18 protein-coding genes, 3 tRNA genes, 3 rRNA genes and 1 other annotated feature are annotated in these 25109 nt (G+C 49.5%); of the genes, 14 read left to right on the top strand and 10 right to left on the bottom strand.

The features are described from left to right. Positions 1–365: 365 nt before the first annotated feature. The 3 genes from O1Q74_RS04990 to btsR all read right to left on the bottom strand — a co-directional run bounded on the left by O1Q74_RS04990 (position 366) and on the right by btsR (position 2679). On the bottom strand, positions 366–1304 hold the full coding sequence (locus tag O1Q74_RS04990) for a class I SAM-dependent methyltransferase (protein WP_271876619.1): 939 nt from the start codon (positions 1302–1304) through the stop codon (positions 366–368). 264 nt (positions 1305–1568) lie between these two features. After that, positions 1569–1880 (bottom strand): DUF2799 domain-containing protein, encoded by a 312-nt coding sequence (locus O1Q74_RS04995; protein ID WP_442953120.1) that lies wholly within the window; start codon positions 1878–1880, stop codon positions 1569–1571. Between the two features lie 82 nt (positions 1881–1962). Then, positions 1963–2679, bottom strand: coding sequence for a two-component system response regulator BtsR (gene btsR, locus O1Q74_RS05000; protein ID WP_225085512.1), 717 nt, complete (start codon positions 2677–2679; stop codon positions 1963–1965). A 245-nt stretch (positions 2680–2924) separates the two neighbouring features. Here btsR and O1Q74_RS05005 point away from each other — a divergent pair, with 245 nt between their 5' ends. Further along, positions 2925–3998: a 3-deoxy-7-phosphoheptulonate synthase gene (locus tag O1Q74_RS05005; protein ID WP_271876622.1), complete on the top strand. Its 1074-nt coding sequence runs from the start codon at positions 2925–2927 to the stop codon at positions 3996–3998. Positions 3999–4004: 6 nt separating this feature from the next. Further along, positions 4005–5126, top strand: a complete 1122-nt coding sequence (tyrA, locus tag O1Q74_RS05010; protein ID WP_271876624.1) for a bifunctional chorismate mutase/prephenate dehydrogenase — start codon at positions 4005–4007, stop codon at positions 5124–5126. Positions 5127–5208: 82 nt separating this feature from the next. Here the strand turns inward: tyrA and pheA are convergent, their stop codons facing one another. The 3 genes from pheA to bamD form a co-directional block, all read right to left on the bottom strand. Beyond that, complete coding sequence (pheA, locus tag O1Q74_RS05015; RefSeq protein ID WP_180743949.1) at positions 5209–6369, bottom strand: bifunctional chorismate mutase/prephenate dehydratase; 1161 nt, start codon at positions 6367–6369, stop codon at positions 5209–5211. Between the two features lie 28 nt (positions 6370–6397). Further along, positions 6398–6523: a sequence feature (Phe leader region), on the bottom strand. A gap of 192 nt (positions 6524–6715) precedes the next feature. Next, a complete protein-coding gene (gene raiA, locus O1Q74_RS05020; RefSeq protein WP_225085508.1) occupies positions 6716–7054 on the bottom strand; it encodes a ribosome-associated translation inhibitor RaiA in 339 nt (112 codons plus the stop codon). A gap of 321 nt (positions 7055–7375) precedes the next feature. After that, positions 7376–8110 (bottom strand): outer membrane protein assembly factor BamD, encoded by a 735-nt coding sequence (gene bamD, locus O1Q74_RS05025; protein WP_039350784.1) that lies wholly within the window; start codon positions 8108–8110, stop codon positions 7376–7378. A 134-nt stretch (positions 8111–8244) separates the two neighbouring features. Here bamD and rluD point away from each other — a divergent pair, with 134 nt between their 5' ends. From rluD to O1Q74_RS05070, 9 genes are all read left to right on the top strand, one after another. Continuing rightward, positions 8245–9222: a 23S rRNA pseudouridine(1911/1915/1917) synthase RluD gene (gene rluD, locus O1Q74_RS05030; RefSeq protein ID WP_271876630.1), complete on the top strand. Its 978-nt coding sequence runs from the start codon at positions 8245–8247 to the stop codon at positions 9220–9222. Positions 9223–9265: 43 nt separating this feature from the next. Next, positions 9266–9991, top strand: coding sequence for a purine nucleoside phosphorylase YfiH (yfiH, locus tag O1Q74_RS05035; protein ID WP_271876633.1), 726 nt, complete (start codon positions 9266–9268; stop codon positions 9989–9991). 133 nt (positions 9992–10124) lie between these two features. Continuing rightward, positions 10125–12698 (top strand): ATP-dependent chaperone ClpB, encoded by a 2574-nt coding sequence (clpB, locus tag O1Q74_RS05040; RefSeq protein ID WP_271876636.1) that lies wholly within the window; start codon positions 10125–10127, stop codon positions 12696–12698. 492 nt (positions 12699–13190) lie between these two features. After that, positions 13191–14732 (top strand): 16S ribosomal RNA (locus O1Q74_RS05045). An 86-nt stretch (positions 14733–14818) separates the two neighbouring features. Further along, positions 14819–14894: transfer RNA gene (locus O1Q74_RS05050), tRNA-Glu, on the top strand. A gap of 251 nt (positions 14895–15145) precedes the next feature. After that, positions 15146–18052 (top strand): 23S ribosomal RNA (locus tag O1Q74_RS05055). 138 nt (positions 18053–18190) lie between these two features. After that, a 5S ribosomal RNA gene (gene rrf, locus O1Q74_RS05060) occupies positions 18191–18306 on the top strand. Together the 16S, 23S and 5S rRNA genes with 2 tRNA genes alongside form the textbook arrangement of a ribosomal RNA operon. A gap of 52 nt (positions 18307–18358) precedes the next feature. Further along, positions 18359–18435: transfer RNA gene (locus O1Q74_RS05065), tRNA-Asp, on the top strand. A 234-nt stretch (positions 18436–18669) separates the two neighbouring features. Continuing rightward, positions 18670–19458: an endonuclease/exonuclease/phosphatase family protein gene (locus O1Q74_RS05070; protein ID WP_271876638.1), complete on the top strand. Its 789-nt coding sequence runs from the start codon at positions 18670–18672 to the stop codon at positions 19456–19458. Between the two features lie 66 nt (positions 19459–19524). Here the strand turns inward: O1Q74_RS05070 and mltD are convergent, their stop codons facing one another. Both mltD and gloB read right to left on the bottom strand, forming a co-directional pair. Next, positions 19525–20898: a murein transglycosylase D gene (gene mltD / locus O1Q74_RS05075; RefSeq protein ID WP_271876641.1), complete on the bottom strand. Its 1374-nt coding sequence runs from the start codon at positions 20896–20898 to the stop codon at positions 19525–19527. A 71-nt stretch (positions 20899–20969) separates the two neighbouring features. After that, a complete protein-coding gene (gene gloB, locus O1Q74_RS05080; RefSeq protein ID WP_271876642.1) occupies positions 20970–21725 on the bottom strand; it encodes a hydroxyacylglutathione hydrolase in 756 nt (251 codons plus the stop codon). A 44-nt stretch (positions 21726–21769) separates the two neighbouring features. Between gloB and O1Q74_RS05085 the strand changes: the two genes are divergently transcribed. Continuing rightward, positions 21770–22480 carry a class I SAM-dependent methyltransferase gene (locus O1Q74_RS05085; RefSeq protein ID WP_015841301.1) on the top strand — a complete coding sequence of 237 codons (711 nt, stop codon included), beginning with the start codon at positions 21770–21772 and terminating at the stop codon, positions 22478–22480. 19 nt (positions 22481–22499) lie between these two features. Here the strand turns inward: O1Q74_RS05085 and rnhA are convergent, their stop codons facing one another. Then, positions 22500–23066: a ribonuclease HI gene (gene rnhA, locus O1Q74_RS05090; protein ID WP_181830611.1), complete on the bottom strand. Its 567-nt coding sequence runs from the start codon at positions 23064–23066 to the stop codon at positions 22500–22502. Between rnhA and dnaQ the strand changes: the two genes are divergently transcribed. Next, the gene (gene dnaQ, locus O1Q74_RS05095) at positions 23020–23757 is read left to right on the top strand and encodes a DNA polymerase III subunit epsilon (protein WP_039280690.1); all 738 of its coding nucleotides are present in this window, start codon (positions 23020–23022) and stop codon (positions 23755–23757) included. The genes rnhA and dnaQ overlap by 47 nt on opposite strands. A 171-nt stretch (positions 23758–23928) precedes the next feature. Then, a tRNA-Asp gene (locus O1Q74_RS05100) sits at positions 23929–24005 on the top strand. A gap of 122 nt (positions 24006–24127) precedes the next feature. Here O1Q74_RS05100 and nrdF read toward each other — a convergent pair. Beyond that, positions 24128–25090 carry a class 1b ribonucleoside-diphosphate reductase subunit beta gene (gene nrdF / locus O1Q74_RS05105; protein WP_271876649.1) on the bottom strand — a complete coding sequence of 321 codons (963 nt, stop codon included), beginning with the start codon at positions 25088–25090 and terminating at the stop codon, positions 24128–24130. Positions 25091–25109 lie beyond the last annotated feature (19 nt).

Genomic DNA, 25109 nt, shown 5'->3' on the forward strand with positions numbered 1-25109 from the left:
GGGGTTTAGCCAAAGGCTAACCCCTTTTTTTATGTCTGTTGGCGGCAAAGCGGCGGTGGAAATGCATTGTGCTATCTCTCAGGGATATGTATGCATTGTTTAATGGCTGTGGCTAAGACATCCTTTGTTTCAGTAGTAAAAAGCCCACCTTTTTTGAACTGCACCCCAAAAGTTGGACACCCAACGAGTAGGGGTGCAGTTCAAAAGGTGGGCTTCGCTTTCCCTGATGTCATCATTATTGTTTGAATTTCAGTACCATAATGACATCACACGTGGTTATTTTATAAACGTTTATACAGATCAATTTTCCAATATTGATCGGTTACGGCGATCAAAGCATCGCGTTGATACCGTTTTTATCCTGTTCAGTACGGCTTATTAGCGACAACCGTTGGGTACATGTGCATACGATCGTTAATAAACTGAATATCGGTGAATCCAGCCTGTTCTAACTGCGATTGCGTTTGTTTGTGGGTTCGGAACGCTGTCCACGTTGCCCCGATAATGCGGGAGAAAAGAACATACTGGAGCGCCAGCAATTTCGGGTCGGTGTTTATCCATGGGGAGTCTTGCGATTGCGTAGGAGGAGGTGTCATAAAGCTGGTTATCAGCGTGCCTCCAGGTTTCAGCCCGCAATAGAACACGCGGTAAAGTTCGGTCACTTTGTCATCATCTTGCTCATAAACATTGAGTCCGTTGCTGGTAATCACATCGGCTTGTGCGGCTAAATCAACGGTCCAGGCATCAGTCAGTACCAACGATATTTGGTTTTCCAACCCTTGTTGACTGGCAAGTTTGTAAGCCTCTTCCAGCGCCTGTCTATCCAGGTCGATCCCGATTAATTTCACATCTCGATGCCGCGTATAGTCCAGCAGCAGTAAGTCGGCCATGACGCCACAGGGGACGGATACCATGACGGCATTCGGTCGTAAGTGTTCTTGAAGCAGGCGTTGGAAAATACCGAACCGTTCGCGTGTCGCTAAAACGCTGGGGAGTTGTGTGTAGATAATTTCTTCGAGCGGGTTCACATAGTGAGTTGGCTGATGTGCTATCACATTATGTGTCCAGTACGCATTTAACCCATGATGTTTCAGTAAAAACTGGCCTAATTCAAGGTGGGATAAGGCATCGAGAAGCGCCAACTGTTCCTCTACAGAAATACCAGAGTGGTCGCCGGACTCGATAATTTTGTTCTTTACCGCAGCGACGCGTTCATCATAGCTTTCCTGCGATGACGTTGCGTGTGATAAGAGCCTTGAGCTGTTATTCAGAGACGGGTTATGAGGCTTATGTGAACCGGACATGTGAGCACTCCATAATATCAATCGCTATCAGGAATAATGGGAGTAACTATCAATGACCTATGATTCTTTCGTTATCCCAGCATTAGGTTATTAATAACTTAATGTGATTATTATGTTTGAGCGATAATAGAGGCGAGGTATGTCTGACGTATTTCTATATGAGTATAAAAGTGAGTGGAATTGTTACCAGATACGATGATCCATAGCTTTTTGCCAGCTAACTCGCTGATGAGTATGGGCCATCGTCTTATCTTTGGAAGGAGATTAAGGCAGGTTTTGCTGCCAGTGAATTCGCAGCGCTTCCGCATTCTCTACGCCATCGCAACTGGCGGGAAAGTTTTTTCCAGCTTTTCCCCATTCTTCCATGTTATCTGTACCGCAAAAAGCCGATTGTCCGGCCTGATAACCACGTAAGTAGGTTTCACGATCGATCTGCGGATTACCAAACCATTCCTGTAAGGTGCTATCGTCCTTTACGACCATGCCGGATATTGCGTCCTGATAACCCGCTTCATACCAGAATCCTGATTCACTTTTAGCCGGTAACGAAGGGACGTTGTTTTGGCATGCTGTCATTAAAAGAATTACAGCCAAGATATAACTGTATTTCATCATCAAACCTTCAATATTTTGGCCATTGGCCTGAAGGAGCATGCCGTCAGGCGATGCCCAGTTTTTCTTTCAGTAACTTGAGATAGCGGCGACTGACTGGGATGTGTTTTCCCGTGTGCGTCAATACTTCTGCTGCGCCATTCTCCATTAACTGTATTTCTTTCAGTTGCTCCGTGTTAACCATATATTGACGATGGCAACGGACGAAAGGCGTTTTCTCTTCCAGCGTTTTCAGCGAAAGTTGGGTATAGCCGGACTGGCTGACGCCCACGACGTGCACGCCGCTGAGTTCCGAACAAAGATACTCGACTTCCTCAATCTTGAGCAAAAAAATACGGTTGTGCCCGTTACAGGGGATGTGACGAAGTAAGGGTTCTGAAATTATCTGTACGTTTTTGTTTACGCTTGTGCCGCGCCGTAAACGATTTAACGTTTTGCCCAGCCGCTGTGCATCCAGCGGTTTCAGTAAATAGTCAAAAGCATGCTCTTCAAATGCTCTCACCGCGTACTCGTCATAGGCTGTCACGAAGACGACATAAGGCATATTTTCTGGATCCAACATGGCAACCAGCTCTAATCCGCTGACCTTTGGCATCTGTATATCCAGAAAAATGACATCCGGTTGCAGCCGGTGAATCGCGGGTATTGCCTCCAGCGCATTGCTGCACTGTGCAATGATGGTGATATCAGATTCATTTTCCAGTAACAGGCTGAGCTCTTCACGTGCCAGCTGTTCGTCATCGATGATTATCGCTTTCAGCATCCTTCCCCCTTGTTGGCGTGATTCTATCATTATTCACGCTGGAGAGAGGCATGGTTGCGTCGGGAAGTGATCGGGCATGCAGATAGTGTTTTTATGACAATATTTAGGGTGGTAATTTTTTATTTACACTAAGTGGATTGAAATCTTTACGGTTCGTGTTATGGTGTAAACATCATGCGTTGGTCGTACGGGCAATGGGTTGTACAGACAGTCGCGAATATACCGAACTTTTCAGGAATGGGATCATGCAAAAAGATTCACTTAACAATATTAATATCAGTGCAGAACAGGTTTTGATTACCCCCGATGAATTGAAAGCCAAGTTTCCACTTAACGATGCAGAACAACGTGATATTGCCCAAGCGAGAGCAACTATTGCGGATATCATTCATGGCCGCGATGATCGTCTGCTGATCGTCTGTGGGCCTTGCTCGATTCATGACACCGATGCCGCGTTGGAATACGCACGCCGCCTGCAATCGCTCGCAGCTGAATTAAACGATCGCCTCTATATTGTGATGCGTGTTTATTTTGAAAAACCACGTACTACCGTGGGCTGGAAAGGGCTCATCAACGATCCGTTCATGGATGGCTCATTTGATGTGGAATCGGGGCTGCATATCGCGCGCGGTCTGCTGCTGGAACTAGTGAATATGGGGCTGCCGCTGGCGACCGAAGCACTTGATCCGAACAGTCCGCAGTACCTGGGGGATTTGTTCAGTTGGTCGGCTATCGGTGCACGTACGACAGAATCACAAACGCACCGTGAGATGGCTTCCGGCCTGTCTATGCCTGTTGGGTTCAAAAACGGCACGGATGGGAGTTTGGGAACGGCGATCAATGCGATGAGAGCCGCCGCAATGCCGCATCGTTTTGTGGGTATCAATCAAACGGGTCAGGTTTGTCTGCTGCAAACGCAGGGGAACATTGATGGCCACGTGATTCTGCGCGGCGGTAAAAAACCAAATTACAGTGCGCAGGATGTCGCTGAATGTGAAAAACAGATGCAGGATGCGGGACTGAGACCGGCGCTGATGATAGATTGTAGTCACGGTAATTCGAATAAAGACTACCGCCGTCAGCCACTTGTTGTTGAATCTGCGATTGAACAAATTAAGGCGGGAAATCGTTCCATTATAGGACTGATGCTGGAAAGCCACCTTAACGAGGGGAGCCAATCTTCAGAACAGCCGCGTTCAGATATGCGCTATGGTGTATCAGTCACGGATGCCTGTATCAGTTGGGAAAGTACAGAAGCGCTGCTGCGTTCCGTTCATCAAGAGCTGAGTGCTACGCGTGTGAAACATTCAGGAGAGTAACAAGATATGGTAGCTGAACTGACCGCATTACGTGATCAGATTGATGAGGTGGATAAGGAGCTTGTCGCGCTGTTATCACGTCGGTTGTGTTTGGTGGCGGAAGTAGGTGAAGTGAAAAGCCGCTATGGTTTGCCTATTTATGCGCCCGATCGTGAAGCGGCCATGCTCAGTTCACGCCGTCAAGAGGCGGCGTCGATGGGGGTTCCACCGGATCTTATTGAAGATATCCTGCGGCGAACTATGCGCGAATCCTATACCAGCGAAAATGACAAAGGCTTTAAAACGCTGTGTCCACAGTTGCGCCCGGTCGTCATCATCGGTGGCCGTGGTCAAATGGGCAATCTGTTTGAAAAAATGCTGACGCTGTCGGGATATCAGGTCAAGATTCTGGAGCAGGATGACTGGCCGCGCGCGGATGAATTGCTGTCTGACGCCGGTATGGTGATTGTTAGCGTGCCGATTCACGTTACTGAGCAGGTTATTGCTCGTCTGCCAGCTTTACCGGATGACTGTATTTTGGTTGATCTGGCATCGGTAAAAAATGGCCCGCTTCAGGCGATGTTAGCGGCGCATAGTGGTCCGGTACTTGGCCTGCACCCGATGTTCGGGCCAGACAGCGGGAGCCTTGCCAAGCAGGTTGTCGTCTATTGCGATGGCCGGCAGCCTGAAGCTTACCAGTGGTTGCTGGAACAGATTCAGGTATGGGGCGCGCGTCTGCATCGTATTAGCGCGGTTGAACACGATCAGAACATGATGTTCATTCAGGCACTGCGGCATTTTGCGACGTTTGCCTATGGTCTGCATTTAGCCGAAGAGAATGTGCAGATTGAACAGCTACTCGCTCTGTCATCGCCAATCTATCGTCTGGAGTTGATCATGGTCGGGCGTTTGTTTGCACAGGACCCACAGCTTTATGCCGACATTATTATGTCTTCAGAGGATAATCTGGCGTTGATTAAGCGTTACTACAAACGCTTTGGCGAAGCGATTACGTTACTGGAGCAGACGGATAAAGCTGAGTTTATTAACAGCTTCAAAAAAGTCGAACACTGGTTTGGCGACTATGCCAAACGCTTTCAGGCGGAGAGCCGAGTGCTTTTGCGTCAGGCAAACGATATTCGTCAATAAGCAGGTTTACTATCTTGGCTGTGTTTAAGAAGCCATCCCGGGGATACCAGGATGGCTTTTTTCAATGATTCGTTCGTATCGACTATTCGTTTACATCGACGGGGACGACGTTTTCACTGGGGTAACAGCCCAACACTTTTAACGAGCGGGTGATGGGGGCTAATCCTTTTAGCGCTTTCTGCATAGCATCGCTGCGCAGGTTGGCCTGTACGTCAAGATAGAACATCTCTTCCCACGGGTTACCGTTGATCGGCCTGGATTCCAGCTTGGTCATCACAATGCCGTTATCACGCAATACCAATAGCGCTTCCACCAGTGCGCCGGACTGTTGGCCGGTTGCCATAATTAGCGTGGTTTTTGCTGGTACTTGTTCAGTTACGTCAATCGGCTTACGTGCTAATACAATGAAGCGAGTGATATTTTGCGACTGATTTGCCAGATCGTGTTCCAGCATCTGTAGCTGATAAAGTTGACCACCGGCTTCGCTGCCGAGTGCCGCTGCTTTTGGTGAGTTGAGTGCAGCCACTTTTTCCATCGCCGCGGCCGTGCTTTCACAATATTCAATCTTCCAGTGTGGAAAACGATTAATGAAATGGCTGCACTGCTGGAACGGCTGTGGGTGGCTATAAACCGTTTCGATCTGTTCCAATGACGTATCGGTAGCAACTAAAACGCAGTGATTTATTGGATTGGTTAATTCGCCGACGATGGATAAAGCTGTGTGTTGCAGCAGGTCGTAGACGTCGTTAATCGAACCAGAGCTGGTGTTTTCAATCGGCAGAACGGCATAGTCCGCTTGCCCTGTTTCCACCATATTGAAGATGTCCTGAAATTTCTGGCAGCCGCATTCGATGAGTTGCTCGAAGTGTCGTGCGGCATACTGGCGGGCGGCAAGATGAGAATAAGACCCCTTCGGACCGAGGAACGCAATACGAGCAGAATGTGATGTTGTTTGGTTGAGGTGATGCTGTAAGAGAGCCTGCTGCGTCAGTACCGAATCTTCAATAATGAGCTGAAATAAGCGGGTAATATAGTGACCATCAAGATGATGTTTTTTCCCAGCGGCGGTCAGCTTGTCCAGCAAATCACGTTCACGCTCTTTGTCACGGATGGGGCGATGCGAATGTAATTTGCTGCGGGCGACGTCTAGCGCCAGCTCTCGTCTTTGTGCCAACAATTCAATTAATTGCAGATCCAATGCGCTGATGCGTTCTCGCAGTGCCAGTAATGGGTTGTCTGTCATGATGCTATTACCTGCCTTATGTTCTTATATAAAAAAAGCCTCCTGGTCAGGAGGCTTTTTTGTTCGTCTTCGTATTCTTGCTCTTACGACGAATCGCCTCCCAAATCAGGGGAAGGTGAAAAAGAATACGAAGAAAAACAGTTTATTTGTCATGTGTGCTCTGTTAGTCAGGAAAATCCAGATTCTTAGCAGGTAAGGTAACTGTTGGCTTTTCATCCTGTCAATACAAAATCGCCGCATGCCATGTTAAACCATGTATCGCGTTGGCGCTTTAGGACGTGGGTTATGGGGCGTAGAATGCAGAAACGCGCCCTCAGGCGCGTTGTATTGATGTGAAGAGAGTGAACTACTCTTCTTGGGTCGGCTGAAGATTGGCTTCTTTGACGCTAGCGACTGCGCGCCTGGCTTCGCCTTTATGCTGGAGTTTGTCCAATTGGCGTTCGAGTTTGGTAATCAACTCATTGATGGCGGCATACATATCATCATGTTTAGCGCTGCCAACCAGCGGGCCATTTGGCGTACTGATCGTGGCATCGGCCACAAACCCCTGAGGCTCTTTTGACAGAATAATATGCGGGTTAATCAACTGGGTTTGCCACTTATCCAGCTTAGAAAGACGGTCTTCGACATGTTGACGAATTGCGGGGGTGATATCCATTTGCTTACTGGTAATATTAATAGTCATATAAACTTACCTCTCTGCCTATGTCCGTCTTGGATGATTTCAGCATACAGTGAGTTGCGACAAAAAGCGTGATATTGATCGCTTTTTTTCGTCACTTTTTGTCAAGAAAACGGGATTTGTGAGGTGCCATCGGGAATAAGAGGGAAGTGCTTGAGGGGGCATCTGGCCTGTGCCATTATTGATAGGATGTATTGACGCCACCGCCTTGTTGTTGACTCCCGCCAAGCTGTTTTTTCTGCTCATCAATGCATTGCGAACTGTTCGAACCATAAAAAAACGGCAACCGAAGCTGCCGTCTCATTATTGTGTGACTTCTCTCGCTTATGCCGGGTTAGCCGCGATGATTTTTGCCACTTTATCCGCCTGTGCGGCCAGTTGCAGTTCCCGATAGGCGTTTTCCATCAACGGCAGGGCCGTTTTTGTTGCCTGGGTATCAGGGTAATCACGCAGCATTTGCTCAACGCGATTAACTACTGCCACATAAGCGCCACGTTTCGTGTAGTATTGCGCGACAGAAAGTTCATACTTGGCCAGACGCTCTTTGAGGTAAACCAAACGCTTGTTTGCGTCGGTAGCGTATTGGCTGTTCGGATATCCCTGAATGAGCTTGCTGAAATCCCGAAATGCGGTGCGGGCGTACTGCGGATCGCGATCGGAGCGATCGACGCCGAAGAAGCCTTGTAACGCGCTATCATCCAGTGCCATGTCGGTCAGGCCGCGCATGTACAGGACATAATCCACGTTTGGATGAGTCGGGTTGAGCCGCAGGAAGCGGTCAATAGAAGCTTGAGCCAATGGCAACTCTGCGGATTTGTAATAGGCGTAGATCAAATCCAACTGTACTTGCTGCGAGTAGGGACCAAACGGATACCGGTTATCCAGTGCTTCCAACTGCGTGATGGCTGCTTTAAAGTTGCCGTCTTGCAGTTTTTGTTGAGCATTGGCATAGATTTCAGATGGCGGACTATCAGGAACCGCATCTTTGGAATTGCTGGAGCAACCAGCCAGCGCCAGGCTCAACGTGGCGGCAGCCACCAGATATTTCATACGCGTCATGACGTTTTGATTATCCTCAGAATGTTATTCCGGGAGGCTGTCCGTTAAGCTCCCGATTTAGACCAGCTACAATAGTACATTATTTTAAACGGCGTCGCCGTCAAAACCCAACGTTAACGAAGAAGCTGCATAATATGGCACAACAAGTACAACTCACCGCAACGGTGGCCGAATCTCAACTCGGACAACGTTTAGATCAGGCTTTGGCCGAATTGTTCCCTGATTATTCACGATCCCGCATAAAAGAGTGGATTCTTGAGAATCGAGTACAGATTAACGGCAATGTCACCAATAAGCCAAAAGAGAAAGTACTTGGCGGCGAATCGGTAGCGATTGATGCATTGATTGAGGAAGAAGCCCGCTGGGAAGCGCAAGATATCAAGCTGGATATCGTGTATGAAGATCAGGACATCCTGGTCATCAACAAACCTAGAGATCTGGTGGTTCACCCCGGTGCGGGTAACCCGGATGGCACGGTATTGAATGCCTTGCTGTATCACTATCCTGAGATTGTCGATGTGCCCCGTGCAGGGATTGTGCACCGGCTTGATAAAGATACGACGGGCCTCATGGTGGTTGCGAAAACCGTCCCAGCACAGACGCGTTTGGTTGAGGCGCTACAGGCTCGTGAAATTACCCGTGAGTATGAAGCCGTTGCGATTGGCTCGATGACTGCGGGTGGCATGGTCGATCAGCCTATCGCTCGCCACGCAACCAAGCGTACTCACATGGCGGTGCACCCAATGGGCAAGCCTGCTGTGACACATTATCGCATCATGGAACATTTCCGTGCGCACACCCGTTTGCGGTTGCGTCTGGAAACGGGGCGCACCCATCAGATTCGTGTGCATATGGCGCACATTAACCATCCTCTAGTTGGCGATCAGCTATATGGTGGTCGTCCTCGCCCGCCAAGAGGTGCTTCGGAAACGTTCATTGAGACGCTGCGTGGTTTCGATCGTCAGGCGCTGCATGCCACCATGCTACGTTTCTACCATCCTATTACCGGCATTCACATGGAATGGCATGCGGAATTGCCGCAGGATATGGTCAATCTGATTGATGCGCTGAAAGCCGATACCGAAGCGTTTAAAGATCAGCTCGACTGGTAATGAATTCAATACGATAAGTGCCGACTTATAGAGGTGACGGACTATGCTGATATACCCCGACTGGCCTTTGCCAGACAGTGTGAAATCTTGTAGTACGACGCGTGTTGGTGGACATAGTGTTGCCCCTTATGATTCGCTGAATTTGGGGAATCATGTGGGCGATGAGCCCGCGCGCGTTACCGCAAATCGGCAAGCGTTGGTGGAAATGGCTGGTCTCCCGGCCATGCCGCATTGGCTGGAACAGGTTCATGGTACCGATGTGATTCGTATTGGCGAGGTGTCACCCGCGTCCGTTTGCGGTGATGCTGCGTATACGGATAAGAAAGGGCAGGTCTGTGCGGTGATGACGGCTGACTGCCTACCCGTGCTTTTTTGTGCAATCAGCGGCGATGAAGTGGCTGCTGCGCATGCCGGTTGGCGTGGATTACACACGGGGGTGCTGGAAGAAACGTTAGCCTGTTTCCGTGCGCAACCCGCGCAAATTATGGCGTGGCTAGGGCCTGCGATTGGGCCTGATGCCTTTGAGGTCGGCCCAGAAGTCAGGGATGCATTTATTCAGCATGATATGGCTGCGGTCTCAGCATTTCGGCCTGAAGGAAATAAATTTTTTGCCGATATCTACCAACTGGCAAGTCTGCGCTTACGTGCCGCAGGGATAACGCAAATTTTTGGTGGAAATGCCTGTACTGTGAGTGAATCTCACAAATTTTTCTCTTATCGGCGTGACGGTGTGACTGGCCGTATGGCAAGTTTAATCTGGCTGATATAACCTATTGAATTAAGACGATCCAAGACAAGTAACGTTTAAATCCTGTCACGACTGGCAAAATAACCTTGAAATTTTTGAGGGATGACCTCATTTAATCTCCAGTAGCAATTTTGACCAGTGTACGGGAGGTGTTATGCGTCTGGATCGTCTTACCAACAAATTCCAACTTGCTCTTGCTGATGCCCAGTCTCTTGCCCTTGGGCGCGATCACCAGTTTATTGAACCACTTCATTTGATGAGCGCTTTGCTTCATCAGGATGGTGGAACTGTTGGTCCACTTCTGACTGTTGCCGGAGCTAATCTTAATCACCTGAAAACCGAAATCGACCAGGCAATCACGCGTTTGCCTCAGGTCGAAGGCACCGATGGTGATGTCCAACCTTCAAGCGAGTTAGTCCGCGTATTGAATATGTGCGACAAGCTGGCGCAAAAGCGTAGCGATACCTTTATCTCTTCGGAACTTTTCGTGCTTGCTGCGCTGGAGTCTCGCGGCACGCTGGGGGATCTATTGAAAAAGGCGGGTGTTACGCAGCAAGGGGTAACAAACGCGATTGATCAAGTGAGAGGGGGAGAGCAAGTGAACGATCAAGGGGCTGAGGATCAGCGCCAGGCATTGAAGAAATTCACGATTGATCTCACGGAGCGTGCAGAACAAGGCAAACTCGATCCTGTGATCGGGCGTGATGAAGAGATTCGCCGCACTATTCAGGTTTTACAGCGTCGAACCAAAAATAATCCGGTATTAATTGGTGAACCCGGCGTGGGTAAAACCGCGATAGTAGAAGGATTAGCCCAGCGTATCGTTAATGGCGAAGTGCCTGAAGGCTTGAAAAACAAGCGTGTACTTTCATTGGATATGGGCGCGCTGGTGGCGGGTGCGAAATACCGTGGTGAGTTTGAAGAACGTTTGAAAGGCGTGCTCAACGATCTGTCTAAGCAGGAAGGCAGCGTCATTCTGTTTATTGATGAACTCCACACGATGGTGGGCGCGGGTAAAGCCGATGGCGCGATGGATGCCGGTAATATGCTAAAACCTGCGCTGGCCCGCGGTGAGTTGCATTGCGTCGGGGCGACAACGCTGGATGAGTATCGGCAATATATTGAAAAAGATGCGGCTCTTGAGCGCCGTTTCCAGAAGGTGTTTGTCGCGGAACCGACCGTTGAGGACACGATTGCGATTCTGCGTGGATTGAAAGAGCGCTATGAATTGCACCACCATGTACAAATCACTGACCCGGCGATTGTGGCGGCGGCAATGCTCTCTCATCGCTATATCGCGGATCGTCAATTGCCAGATAAGGCGATTGACCTGATTGATGAAGCCGCATCCAGCATTCGTATTCAGATTGATTCGAAACCTGAGCCCCTCGATCGGCTTGAGCGCCGGATCATCCAGTTAAAGCTGGAACAGCAGGCGCTAAAAAAAGAATCTGATGAAGCCAGCCAAAAGCGGCTTGAATTATTGAGTGCGGAGCTCGACCAAAAAGAACGCGAATACTCCCAGCAAGAAGAAGAGTGGAAAGCAGAAAAGGCGTCATTGACGGGAACGCAGAATATTAAAGCGTCTTTAGAGCAGGCGAAAATTGCGCTGGAACAGGCTCGTCGTCAGGGCGATCTGGGGAGAATGTCTGAACTGCAATACGGCAAAATCCCTGAGCTAGAGAAACAGTTGGCAGCAGCAACGCAGCAGGAAGGTAAAACGATGCATTTGCTGCGTAATCGAGTAACGGATGTTGAAATCGCCGATGTGCTGGCGCGTTGGACAGGGATTCCTGTTTCTCGCATGCTGGAAAGCGAGAAAGAAAAATTATTGCGAATGGAAGATGAACTGCATCAGCGTGTGATTGGGCAGAACGAAGCCGTCGAGGCGGTAGCGAATTCTATCCGTCGCAGCCGGGCAGGGCTATCTGATCCTAATCGTCCAATTGGCTCGTTCCTGTTCCTTGGTCCAACTGGCGTGGGGAAAACGGAACTTTGCAAAACACTGGCGACTTTCCTCTTCGACAGTGACGACGCCATGGTGCGTATCGATATGTCTGAGTTTATGGAGAAACACTCAGTTTCACGCTTGGTCGGTGCGCCTCCTGGATACGTCGGTTACGAGGAAGGGGGATATTTGACGGAAGCGGTACGCCGTCGTCCTTATTCGGTCATTTTGCTAGATGAGATCGAAAAAGCACACCCTGATGTGTTTAATATCCTGCTTCAGGTATTAGATGATGGACGCCTTACTGATGGTCAAGGCAGAACGGTCGACTTCCGTAATACTGTGGTCATCATGACGTCAAACTTGGGCTCTGACCTTATTCAGGAACGTTTTGGTGAGCGCAGCTATACCGAAATGAGAGATATGGTGCTTGAAGTCGTTAGCCACAGCTTCCGCCCCGAGTTTATCAACCGTATCGATGAAGTCGTGGTATTCCATCCACTGGGAAGGGCACATATTACGTCTATCGCACAAATTCAGCTCCAGAGACTGTACAAGCGTCTTGAAGAGCGTGGATATAGCGTCACGATCACGGATGCAGCTTTAGATATGCTCGGGGAAGTTGGGTTTGATCCTGTTTATGGTGCGCGTCCGCTTAAAAGAGCGATACAGCAACTGATAGAGAACCCGCTCGCTCAGCAGATGCTGGGGGGAAAATTGATACCTGGTAAACCAATCACATTAGATGTTGAAGGCGAACAGATCGTCGCACGGCAATAAGTCTGTGCGTGAAATGGTAAGTGATAAACGGGGAGATTCATTAATGGATGTCCCCGTTTTTACACGGAGAGCTCGAATTATGTTCACTTTCTGTATGTGAAGTATGCGAAACTGAGTCTTTTGGTTTGTTTTTGAACGGTTGAAAAATAATTTGCATTTAGCGCTTGTCAGGCGGCGAGAAGTCCCTATAATGCGCCTCCACTGACACGGCAACAGCGCAAACGCAGTTGTGATGACAGGAAAAAGATTTCATAAAGCAGTCAGCAATGACTTGACTTTAAAGCGGATTAGCATAGTATATGCGACCCGCGCCACGAGAGATTGTGGCACTGCTCTTTAACAATTTAATCAGACAATCTGTGTGGGCACTCACAAGACCGTATCTTAACGATATAAAAAGTCTTGAAGAGTGAACAACAGTAAATTCATTACGAATAAACAGTTTTAATTCTTTGAGCATCGCTGACGAGTTCAGCAAATCAAACAAATCTTAAATTGAAGAGTTTGATCATGGCTCAGATTGAACGCTGGCGGCAGGCCTAACACATGCAAGTCGGGCGGTAGCACAGAGGAGCTTGCTCCTTGGGTGACGAGCGGCGGACGGGTGAGTAATGTCTGGGAAACTGCCTGATGGAGGGGGATAACTACTGGAAACGGTAGCTAATACCGCATAACGTCTTCGGACCAAAGCGGGGGACCTTCGGGCCTCGCGCCATCAGATGTGCCCAGATGGGATTAGCTGGTAGGTGAGGTAATGGCTCACCTAGGCGACGATCCCTAGCTGGTCTGAGAGGATGACCAGCCACACTGGAACTGAGACACGGTCCAGACTCCTACGGGAGGCAGCAGTGGGGAATATTGCACAATGGGCGCAAGCCTGATGCAGCCATGCCGCGTGTGTGAAGAAGGCCTTCGGGTTGTAAAGCACTTTCAGCGGGGAGGAAGGCGGTGAGGTTAATAACCTCATCGATTGACGTTACCCGCAGAAGAAGCACCGGCTAACTCCGTGCCAGCAGCCGCGGTAATACGGAGGGTGCAAGCGTTAATCGGAATGACTGGGCGTAAAGCGCACGCAGGCGGTTTGTTAAGTCAGATGTGAAATCCCCGAGCTTAACTTGGGAACTGCATTTGAAACTGGCAAGCTAGAGTCTTGTAGAGGGGGGTAGAATTCCAGGTGTAGCGGTGAAATGCGTAGAGATCTGGAGGAATACCGGTGGCGAAGGCGGCCCCCTGGACAAAGACTGACGCTCAGGTGCGAAAGCGTGGGGAGCAAACAGGATTAGATACCCTGGTAGTCCACGCTGTAAACGATGTCGATTTGGAGGTTGTGCCCTTGAGGCGTGGCTTCCGGAGCTAACGCGTTAAATCGACCGCCTGGGGAGTACGGCCGCAAGGTTAAAACTCAAATGAATTGACGGGGGCCCGCACAAGCGGTGGAGCATGTGGTTTAATTCGATGCAACGCGAAGAACCTTACCTACTCTTGACATCCACAGAATTCGGTAGAGATACCTTAGTGCCTTCGGGAACTGTGAGACAGGTGCTGCATGGCTGTCGTCAGCTCGTGTTGTGAAATGTTGGGTTAAGTCCCGCAACGAGCGCAACCCTTATCCTTTGTTGCCAGCGGTTAGGCCGGGAACTCAAAGGAGACTGCCAGTGATAAACTGGAGGAAGGTGGGGATGACGTCAAGTCATCATGGCCCTTACGAGTAGGGCTACACACGTGCTACAATGGCGTATACAAAGAGAAGCGACCTCGCGAGAGCAAGCGGACCTCATAAAGTACGTCGTAGTCCGGATTGGAGTCTGCAACTCGACTCCATGAAGTCGGAATCGCTAGTAATCGTAGATCAGAATGCTACGGTGAATACGTTCCCGGGCCTTGTACACACCGCCCGTCACACCATGGGAGTGGGTTGCAAAAGAAGTAGGTAGCTTAACCTTCGGGAGGGCGCTTACCACTTTGTGATTCATGACTGGGGTGAAGTCGTAACAAGGTAACCGTAGGGGAACCTGCGGTTGGATCACCTCCTTACCAAGAAGATGTGCGTTGAGTGAAGTGCTCACACAGATTGTCTGATGAAAATAATGAGCAAAAGCGTCAACAAAGTACGGTGTCGTGTCCCCTTCGTCTAGAGGCCTAGGACACCGCCCTTTCACGGCGGTAACAGGGGTTCGAATCCCCTAGGGGACGCCAGCGCATCCGACCATTCCGGTGAAAGCGGGGGTCTTCAGTAAGTCAACTACTTACCTCATATCTTAAAACTGATTAGCAATAGTCAGGGTTTAAGATATTGCTCTTTAACAATCTGGAACAAGCTGAAAATTGAAACATGACAGCTGAACATGCATGACTGCCTTCGGGTGAGTTGTGATGAATCAGTCTGTCAATGAGTCTCTCAAATAATCGCAGCGCGAATGTGTCTTCAAGACACCTTCGGGTTGTGAGGTTAAGCGACTAAGCGTACACGGTGGATGCCTAGGCAGTCAGAGGCGATGAAGGGCGTGCTAATCTGCGATAAGCGTCGGTAAGCTGATATGAAGCGTTATACCCGACGATACCCGAATGGGGAAACCCAGTGTGTTTCGACACACTATCATGACATGAATCCATAGTGTCATGAGGCGAACCGGGGGAACTGAAACATCTCAGTACCCCGAGGAAAAGAAATCAACCGAGATTCCCCCAGTAGCGGCGAGCGAACGGGGAGGAGCCCAGAACCTGAATCAGTTTGTGTGTGAGTGGAAGCGTCTGGAAAGTCGCACAGTAAAGGGTGATAGTCCCGTACACAAAAATGCACAAGTTGTGAGTTCGATGAGTAGGGCGGGACACGTGACATCCTGTCTGAATATGGGGGGACCATCCTCCAAGGCTAAATACTCCTGACTGACCGATAGTGAACCAGTACCGTGAGGGAAAGGCGAAAAGAACCCCGGCGAGGGGAGTGAAATAGAACCTGAAACCGTGTACGTACAAGCAGTGGGAGCCTACTTGTTAGGTGACTGCGTACCTTTTGTATAATGGGTCAGCGACTTATATTCTGTAGCAAGGTTAACCGAATAGGGGAGCCGCAGGGAAACCGAGTCTTAACTGGGCGTTAAGTTGCAGGGTATAGACCCGAAACCCGGTGATCTAGCCATGGGCAGGTTGAAGGTTGGGTAACACTAACTGGAGGACCGAACCGACTAATGTTGAAAAATTAGCGGATGACTTGTGGCTGGGGGTGAAAGGCCAATCAAACCGGGAGATAGCTGGTTCTCCCCGAAAGCTATTTAGGTAGCGCCTCGTGAATTCATCTTCGGGGGTAGAGCACTGTTTCGGCTAGGGGGTCATCCCGACTTACCAACCCGATGCAAACTACGAATACCGAAGAATGTTATCACGGGAGACACACGGCGGGTGCTAACGTTCGTCGTGAAGAGGGAAACAACCCAGACCGCCAGCTAAGGTCCCAAAGTCATGGTTAAGTGGGAAACGATGTGGGAAGGCACAGACAGCCAGGATGTTGGCTTAGAAGCAGCCATCATTTAAAGAAAGCGTAATAGCTCACTGGTCGAGTCGGCCTGCGCGGAAGATGTAACGGGGCTAAACCATGCACCGAAGCTGCGGCAGCGACACTCAGGTGTTGTTGGGTAGGGGAGCGTTCTGTAAGCCTGCGAAGGTGTCCTGTGAGGGGTGCTGGAGGTATCAGAAGTGCGAATGCTGACATAAGTAACGATAATGCGGGTGAAAAACCCGCACGCCGGAAGACCAAGGGTTCCTGTCCAACGTTAATCGGGGCAGGGTGAGTCGACCCCTAAGGCGAGGCTGAAAAGCGTAGTCGATGGGAAACAGGTTAATATTCCTGTACTGGGTGTTACTGCGAAGGGGGGACGGAGAAAGCTAGGTTATCCGGGCGACGGTTGTCCCGGTTTAAGCGTGAAGGTGGGTGACTTTGGTAAATCCGGGTCATCATTAACACTGAGGCGTGATGACGAGTCACTACGGTGATGAAGTAACTGATGCTACGCTTCCAGGAAAAGCCTCTAAGCTCCAGGTAACACCGAATCGTACCCCAAACCGACACAGGTGGTCAGGTAGAGAATACTCAGGCGCTTGAGAGAACTCGGGTGAAGGAACTAGGCAAAATGGTGCCGTAACTTCGGGAGAAGGCACGCTGGTGTAAGGTGAAGTCCCTCGCGGATGGAGCTGAGACCAGTCGAAGATACCAGCTGGCTGCAACTGTTTAATAAAAACACAGCACTGTGCAAACACGAAAGTGGACGTATACGGTGTGACGCCTGCCCGGTGCCGGAAGGTTAATTGATGGGGTCAGCCGCAAGGCGAAGCTCTTGATCGAAGCCCCGGTAAACGGCGGCCGTAACTATAACGGTCCTAAGGTAGCGAAATTCCTTGTCGGGTAAGTTCCGACCTGCACGAATGGCGTAATGATGGCCAGGCTGTCTCCACCCGAGACTCAGTGAAATTGAACTCGCTGTGAAGATGCAGTGTACCCGCGGCAAGACGGAAAGACCCCGTGAACCTTTACTATAGCTTGACACTGAACCTTGAGCCTTGATGTGTAGGATAGGTGGGAGGCTTTGAAGCGTGGACGCCAGTCTGCGTGGAGCCGACCTTGAAATACCACCCTTTAATGTTTGATGTTCTAACGTGGGCCCGTAATCCGGGTTGCGGACAGTGTCTGGTGGGTAGTTTGACTGGGGCGGTCTCCTCCCAAAGCGTAACGGAGGAGCACGAAGGTTAGCTAATCCTGGTCGGACATCAGGAGGTTAGTGCAAAGGCATAAGCTAGCTTGACTGCGAGAGTGACAGCTCGAGCAGGTGCGAAAGCAGGTCTTAGTGATCCGGTGGTTCTGAATGGAAGGGCCATCGCTCAACGGATAAAAGGTACTCCGGGGATAACAGGCTGATACCGCCCAAGAGTTCATATCGACGGCGGTGTTTGGCACCTCGATGTCGGCTCATCACATCCTGGGGCTGAAGTAGGTCCCAAGGGTATGGCTGTTCGCCATTTAAAGTGGTACGCGAGCTGGGTTTAGAACGTCGTGAGACAGTTCGGTCCCTATCTGCCGTGGGCGTTGGAAGATTGAGAGGGGTTGCTCCTAGTACGAGAGGACCGGAGTGAACGCACCACTGGTGTACGGGTTGTGATGCCAATTGCATTGCCCGGTAGCTAAGTGCGGAAGAGATAACCGCTGAAAGCATCTAAGCGGGAAACTTGCCTCGAGATGAGTCTTCCCTGGGCACTTGATGCCCCTGAAGGGCCGTTGAAGACGACGACGTAGATAGGCTGGGTGTGTAAGCGTAGCGATACGTTGAGCTAACCAGTACTAATGACCCGAGAGGCTTAACCTTACAACACCGAAGGTGTTTTGTGAGATGACTCATAGAGAAGTGTTTTGATATTTAGCTTGTTCGAAGATTGGTTCTGATGGTTGTACACAAACACACGAAAGTGAGTGAAGTACAACGGTTGGAATGAAACAGAATTTGCCTGGCGGCGATAGCGCGGTGGTCCCACCTGACCCCATGCCGAACTCAGAAGTGAAACGCCGTAGCGCCGATGGTAGTGTGGGGCTTCCCCATGTGAGAGTAGGGAACTGCCAGGCATCAAATTAAGCAGTAAACCGGAGCAATCTGGTGGTTGTAAAGAAACTCGGTGGAGCGGTAGTTCAGTTGGTTAGAATACCTGCCTGTCACGCAGGGGGTCGCGGGTTCGAGCCCCGTCCGTTCCGCCACTTATTATGCAAAAACCCTAAGTTAACGCTTAGGGTTTTTGCTGTCTGGGTTTTAGAAATTTTAGATGAATCCTCTTTTTATCTTCCCATTAACTTTTTGTTTTTGCTCACTATTTCGTTTTTCCTTCCTCTGTCTCCATGCGTACATTGTAAGTCTGCGATAAAATTCTTATAACTGAAGGGAGTTCTTTTTTGATAGGGTATTAGTGTATTAAAACTGATAGTAGGTAAGGCGTGCGGAAAAAAACCTATGCAATGAGGTATGTTGCCGGCCAACCAGCTGAACGTATCTTTCCTCCCGGGGAAATGCATTATCCGGGGCAAGCGCTACCGACAGGCTCATTGTTGCTGGAGGGAGATATTTTACGCGTAATGGTGTGGAATATTTTCAAGCAACAACGAATGAATTGGCTTTCCGTTCTACAGAATTTCGGTAAGGGTACCCAGCTAGTTCTGTTGCAGGAAGCGCAAAGCACGCCAGAACTCATCCGTTTTGCAACCACTAGCTACCTTTCTGCCGATCAGGTTCCTGCTATTATTCTCCCACAACATCCATCTGGTGTGATGACGCTATCGGCAGCTCAGCCAGTATATTGCTGTCCTTTACGTGAAAGGGAACCCTTGTTGCGTTTGGCTAAGTCCTCTTTGGTGACGGTCTACGCGCTTCAAAATGGCCAAAGACTGATGGTTATTAATATCCATGCGGTTAACTTTAGCTTTGGTGTTGAGGTTTATACTAAGCAGTTGGCTACGATTGGGGAGCAGCTCGTACATCATCAGGGGCCGGCTATTATGGCTGGAGATTTTAATGCATGGAGCCAGCAGCGTATCAATGCACTTAATCGGTTTGCGACAAGGATGGGGCTGCAGGAGGTACATTTCGTTGATGACCACCGGCGCAAGGCGTTTGGTCGACCGCTCGATTTTGTCTTTTACCGTGAGCTGACTGTTAACCAGTCTTCTGTATTGGTGACTCAGGCCTCAGATCATAACCCACTGCTCGTTGAATTTAGCCTGAGTTAATCTCTATAAAAAAAGCCCTCTACATCTGTAGGAGGGCTATTTTTCATTATTGATTCTGATATGACGCTAAGAATCAGGCTTTATATTGCTGCTAACATAAAGTGTCAGACGATCGCCTGGCTGGATGTTGGCATTCTTGTTAATAACAGTATTCCAGCGCATCACATCAGCGATATTTACGCCATGGCGTTTAGCAATGCTTGCCAGCGAATCACCCTTCCGAACTTGATAGGTGATAGAGCTGCTACTGCCCGAAGCTTTGGCAACTTGTAGCGTCTGACCAACCTTGAGCGCACCAGCGCTACGCAGATTGTTCCAGCTCTGCAAATCTTTTGTGCTGACATTAAGCCGTGCCGCGATTGCCGATAAGGTATCACCTGAACGTACCTTATACTGCTGTGATACTGGCGTTGTCTGTGCTTGTGCCAAGCGTGTTGGTTGAATCGCTGCAATGTCTCCATCAGCCAGTGAATCTTTCAACTGCTCAACGTGAGCTTTAGGAACCATAATGTAATGTGGCCCATTTGGTGCGGTTACATTACGTTTATAGCCCGAGTTATAGCTCTTTAGCTTATTCAACGACAGACCAGCCATCTCAGCGGCTTGTGTCAATTCTATCTGCTGCCCCAACTCAACCTTTGCTAATGCGCGGCTTTCATTGGGTTGCGGCAGACTCACGCCGTACTTCTTACTGTTTTTCAGAATATCGCTCAAGGCCAGCATCTTAGGAACATAAATTGACGTTTCACGCGGTAACGCCAGTGCCCAGAAGTTGGTTGATTTCCCTTTCGCTTTATTCGCTTTCATCGCCTGCATAACGCGGCCTTCACCACTGTTATAAGCAGCAACGGTTAATAACCAATCGCCATCAAACATGGTGTTGAGCCGCTGCATCATATCCAGTGCTGCCGTCGTGGATGCAATCACATCGCGACGTCCGTCGTACCATTGGTTCTGCTTCAAACCATAATTACGTCCTGTGCCAGGGATAATCTGCCATAGCCCAGCGGCGTTGGCGGATGATGTGGCACTTGGATCAAAAGCGCTCTCCACTATGGGTAGCAGTACCAGTTCCATCGGCATTTTACGTTGCTTAATCTGCTCGACTATCCAGTACATGTACGGCTCTGCCCGTAATGTTACATCGTGGAGATAGCTCTTATTTTTCAAATAACGCGTTTTTTGCTCGCGGATCCGGGCGTTATCCGGAACCTCCATCTTCAGCTCGTCGCCAATGAAGTTCCACAGATCTCGTTGCGCGAGGCTATCGTCATCTAGCCATCGCGCAGAGGCCTCTCGACCATCTGTGTACTTTCCTGCTTCACTTTGACTTGCCGAAGACAAACTCTGTGCATGCTGTTTGGGTTGCGAGGTGTCATGAGGGGAAACCTGACAACCCGCCAGCAAGACTGAGGCGATGATTATCGCTTTAGCCTTCATATGTTGGTCAATAGTTTGCTTAAAAGACGAGCAAGGATACTTTGATTAGAGGAATAGCACAACCTAAACCTTCAGAAGCAGTCTTTCTTGCTGCGTAGCATCTCAAAAACTTGCCAATTCTCTATATTTTCAGGTTCTTTTGATAATTTTCTTTTTAAATCAAATTCATGGCAGCGAAGAAATAGGTTGATTCTTCTCTCTAGTCCTAATGTTGTTGGTAAACTTGACTGCGATTTTTCTCGTATCTGACTGATTTCATGAAGATAAGCTTCAATACTTTGATCTTCAGGCCATATCGCATTAGAAAACCTTAAGTTTGATAGCGTGTATTCATGTGCACAACAGACTACCGTATCATCAGGAAGCGCTGCTATTTTTTGAATTGATTCATGCATTTGCCGAGGAGTACCTTCAAAGATACGACCGCATCCCGCTGAAAACAGAGTGTCGCCACAGAATAAAAATGGCGCATTATAGTAGGCAATATGACCAGATGTGTGTCCCGGAACCTCAATTACAGAAAATTCCGAATTTAATAAAGAGACGGTATTTCCTTCCTCAAGCAAGCTGGTTGCGCCACATTTAGCGGTTTCTTTTGGGCCAAAAACAGGCAGGTTAGGGTAATGTTTGAGGAGTTCATGAACGCCCCCCACGTGGTCGTTATGGTGATGAGTGAGCAAGATGGCTTCAGGAAAAAGTGCGTGCTGAGCGAGTGCGTCAAGCACTGTTGGCGCTTCACCAGGATCGACGATCACACAGCGGTTTTCTTTATTGCTCAATAGCCAAATGTAGTTGTCCTGAAGTGCGGGGATACTGATAAGATTCATTCATCACCTCTTATTTGCTAGTAGCCTGAGGACGAGAACAGAAGATGAAATCGGCACAAATCCCTCAGACCATTGTTGCACCTGATTCATGGGATGATATCACCTGCGGGCAGTTTTATCGCGAGTCGCTTGAGCTGGCTTTGTCGTCGTGGTGGCCAAAACTCTTTGGTTTCCATCTTATCAAGGTCGGGGCGCTGAGTGCGGAAATCAACATAACGGAGTGCGCGATCGCGCATCAGGTTAACGTGGCTCCACACGGTGATAATCTTCATGTCGTGGCAGATGCTCATCAATTACCTTTCTCTGAAAAGTCGATCGATGCCTGCCTGCTTGCCCAAACGCTATCTTATTCCTCGGATCCGCATCGTGTGTTGCGTGAGGTTGACCGTGTTTTGGTTGACGATGGCTGGTTAATCTTGAGCACGTTTAATCCGATCAGCCTCGTTGGTCTGGGTAAATTGATTCCCAGACTCAATAAAAAGCATCCTTATTGCAGTCGTATGTTTACTCAAATGCGCATCACGGACTGGCTGGGGCTATTGAACTATGAGGTTATCCACCAGACGCATTTTCACGTTACGCCATGGCGAAGAAATAAAGGTAAGTTGAATAAGCATATCCCGATGCTGGGATGCCTGACGCTGATTATTGCCCGAAAGCGCACGATTCCGCTGACGTTTACGCCGATGAGGGCGCGGTTGCGTAAAGCATCAGTGCGCCGCACGGTGGGCGCAACAAAGATATATCGGAGATGAGGCGGACGCTTACGGTGATTTACTCAGCCTGATAACCCGTGTCATCGAGCGTTGGTGCACCGGCGGCGGCGCGAGCAAGTTCATCACAGCGCTCATTTTCCGGGTGCCCGGCGTGTCCTTTTACCCATTCCCAGCGTACGGAATGGCGTTGAATCGCGGTATCCAGTCTTTGCCAAAGATCGACGTTTTTGACCGGTTTTTTGTCGGCGGTTTTCCAGCCCCGTTTTTTCCAGTTATGAATCCAACTGGTGATCCCCTGACGAACATATTGGCTGTCAGTGCAGAGCACCACATCACACTCGGTCGTCAGCGTTTCAAGCGCTGCAATCGCGGCCATCAGCTCCATTCTGTTATTCGTCGTAAGACGATAGCCTGCACTTAACGGTTTTTCGTGCTGCTTGTAGCGCAGCAGGGCGCCATAACCGCCGGGGCCGGGATTACCGAGGCACGATCCGTCGGTGAAAATTTCTACCTGTTTGCGCATCTCTGGTAGACTCTCCCTTATGGTAAAAACGGCAAGTCTGACATAAACGAAAACGATGAGCACTGAAATTACGCGACAAATCGTCCTGGATACAGAAACCACCGGTATGAATATGCTGGGGGTTCACTACGAAGGGCATAAAATTATCGAGATCGGTGCGGTTGAAGTGATCAACCGCCGCCTGACGGGCCGTCATTTTCACGTCTATATCAAACCCGATCGTTTAGTGGATCCCGAAGCGTATAACGTGCACGGTATCAGCGATGAGTTTCTTGCCGACAAACCGACGTATGCGGATATTGTGGATGATTTTCTCGATTTTATCCGTGGCGCGGAACTGGTCATCCATAACGCAACGTTTGATATCGGCTTTATGGATTATGAATTTCGGTTGCTGAACCGAGATCTTCCCAAGACAGAGACGTTTTGTAAGATCACCGATAGCCTGTTGATGGCGCGGAAGATCTTTCCCGGCAAGCGTAACAGTTTGGATGCGCTCTGCGATCGCTATCAGATAGATAACAGTAAGCGTACGCTGCACGGCGCATTGCTCGATGCCGAGATTCTGGCAGAAGTTTATCTGGCGATGACTGGCGGTCAAACGTCTCTGACTTTTTCTATGGAAGGTGAAACGCAGCAGAAGAGTGAGAATACCGAAACGATCCAGAGAATCGTCCGCCCTCAATCGGCGTTAAAGGTGCTTTACGCGGATGAGGCAGAGCTGTTAGCGCATGAACAACGTCTGGATCTGATTGCTAAAAAAGGCGGGAGTTGCCTGTGGCGAGCTGAATAATGCCGCCGAAGTGCCACCTCTGATGTTGCAAAACGGCGAGGGCGATCGCATCGCAGGTGCGAGAATAATCACTAAGATGAAATTATAAGCAAACAGAAACGGTTAGTTATAAAAAGCATTGACGTAATAGTGCCATCATCTTAGTATTCATCCCGCTCAGTGAGCATGAGTGGAGCGGTAGTTCAGTTGGTTAGAATACCTGCCTGTCACGCAGGGGGTCGCGGGTTCGAGCCCCGTCCGTTCCGCCACTTATTATGAAAGCCCTGAATCAGAAATGGTTCAGGGTTTTTTCATTTCTGGGTTTATCAGAAATACTGTAGAAAAGCGTTTGTAGGAAAATGCGGCCACCCAGAAAGCAGTGGCCGTTTTTTTAGAAGTCCCAATCTTCATCTTCGGTGTTGACGGCTTTACCGATGACATAAGATGAACCAGAGCCAGAGAAGAAATCGTGGTTCTCATCAGCATTTGGCGATAGCGCTGAGAGAATTGCCGGATTCACATCCGTCATGCTGGCGGGGAACAACGCTTCATAGCCCAGATTCATCAACGCTTTGTTCGCGTTGTAGTGGAGGAATTTCTTCACATCTTCCGTCCAGCCGACGCCGTCATAGAGTTCCTGTGTATATAACACCTCGTTATCGTACAAATCCTGTAGCAGATCGTAGGCGAAATTTTTCACCTGTTGCTGACGAGCAGGATCGGCTTTCGCCAGTCCGCGCTGGAATTTGTAGCCAATGTAGTAACCGTGTACCGCTTCGTCGCGGATGATCAGCCGGATTAAATCCGCCGTGTTAGTCAGTTTGGCTCGGCTTGACCAGTACATCGGCAGGTAGAATCCAGAGTAGAACAGGAACGACTCCAGAAACACGCTGGCGACTTTCTTCATCAGCGGATCGTCGCTGCGGTAGTGCGACAGAATAATGTCGGATTTCTTCTGTAGCGCTGGGTTCTCTTCACTCCAGCGATAGGCATCATCCACTTCGCTGGTCAGGCACAGCGTCGAGAAAATTGAGCTGTATGAACGGGCATGCACCGCTTCCATAAAACTGATGTTAGACAGCACGGCTTCTTCATGCGGCGTCACAGCATCAGGCATGAGCGTCGGCGCGCCCAGCGTATTCTGGATGGTGTCCAGCAGCGTCAGACCGGTGAATACACGAATCGTCAACTGACGCTCGCGGGCATTCAGCGTACTCCACGATGGAATATCGTTAGAGAGCGGCACCTTTTCCGGCAGCCAGAAGTTAGAGGTTAGCCGATTCCAGACTTCCAAATCTTTGTCATCTTCAATTTTGTTCCAGTTAATCGCCTGGACGCGAGTGAGTACGGTCATGCTTCGATTTCCTTCCGCG

Source organism: Pectobacterium sp. A5351 (assembly GCF_028335745.1).
GTDB lineage: Bacteria > Pseudomonadota > Gammaproteobacteria > Enterobacterales > Enterobacteriaceae > Pectobacterium.

Excerpts from the sequence above, each read along its gene's own strand:
- O1Q74_RS04990 (WP_271876619.1), bottom strand. The coding sequence starts at position 1,304 with ATGTCCGGTTCACATAAGCCTCATAACCCGTCTCTGAATAACAGCTCA.
- tyrA (WP_271876624.1), top strand. The coding sequence starts at position 4,005 with ATGGTAGCTGAACTGACCGCATTACGTGATCAGATTGATGAGGTGGAT.
- raiA (WP_225085508.1), bottom strand. The coding sequence starts at position 7,054 with ATGACTATTAATATTACCAGTAAGCAAATGGATATCACCCCCGCAATT.
- btsR (WP_225085512.1), bottom strand. The coding sequence starts at position 2,679 with ATGCTGAAAGCGATAATCATCGATGACGAACAGCTGGCACGTGAAGAG.
- gloB (WP_271876642.1), bottom strand. The coding sequence starts at position 21,725 with ATGAATCTTATCAGTATCCCCGCACTTCAGGACAACTACATTTGGCTA.
- nrdF (WP_271876649.1), bottom strand. The coding sequence starts at position 25,090 with ATGACCGTACTCACTCGCGTCCAGGCGATTAACTGGAACAAAATTGAA.
- yfiH (WP_271876633.1), top strand. The coding sequence starts at position 9,266 with ATGCTGATATACCCCGACTGGCCTTTGCCAGACAGTGTGAAATCTTGT.
- O1Q74_RS05005 (WP_271876622.1), top strand. The coding sequence starts at position 2,925 with ATGCAAAAAGATTCACTTAACAATATTAATATCAGTGCAGAACAGGTT.
- bamD (WP_039350784.1), bottom strand. The coding sequence starts at position 8,110 with ATGACGCGTATGAAATATCTGGTGGCTGCCGCCACGTTGAGCCTGGCG.
- clpB (WP_271876636.1), top strand. The coding sequence starts at position 10,125 with ATGCGTCTGGATCGTCTTACCAACAAATTCCAACTTGCTCTTGCTGAT.
- O1Q74_RS05085 (WP_015841301.1), top strand. The coding sequence starts at position 21,770 with ATGAAATCGGCACAAATCCCTCAGACCATTGTTGCACCTGATTCATGG.
- pheA (WP_180743949.1), bottom strand. The coding sequence starts at position 6,369 with ATGACAGACAACCCATTACTGGCACTGCGAGAACGCATCAGCGCATTG.
- rluD (WP_271876630.1), top strand. The coding sequence starts at position 8,245 with ATGGCACAACAAGTACAACTCACCGCAACGGTGGCCGAATCTCAACTC.
- O1Q74_RS04995 (WP_442953120.1), bottom strand. The coding sequence starts at position 1,880 with ATGACAGCATGCCAAAACAACGTCCCTTCGTTACCGGCTAAAAGTGAA.
- mltD (WP_271876641.1), bottom strand. The coding sequence starts at position 20,898 with ATGAAGGCTAAAGCGATAATCATCGCCTCAGTCTTGCTGGCGGGTTGT.
- dnaQ (WP_039280690.1), top strand. The coding sequence starts at position 23,020 with ATGAGCACTGAAATTACGCGACAAATCGTCCTGGATACAGAAACCACC.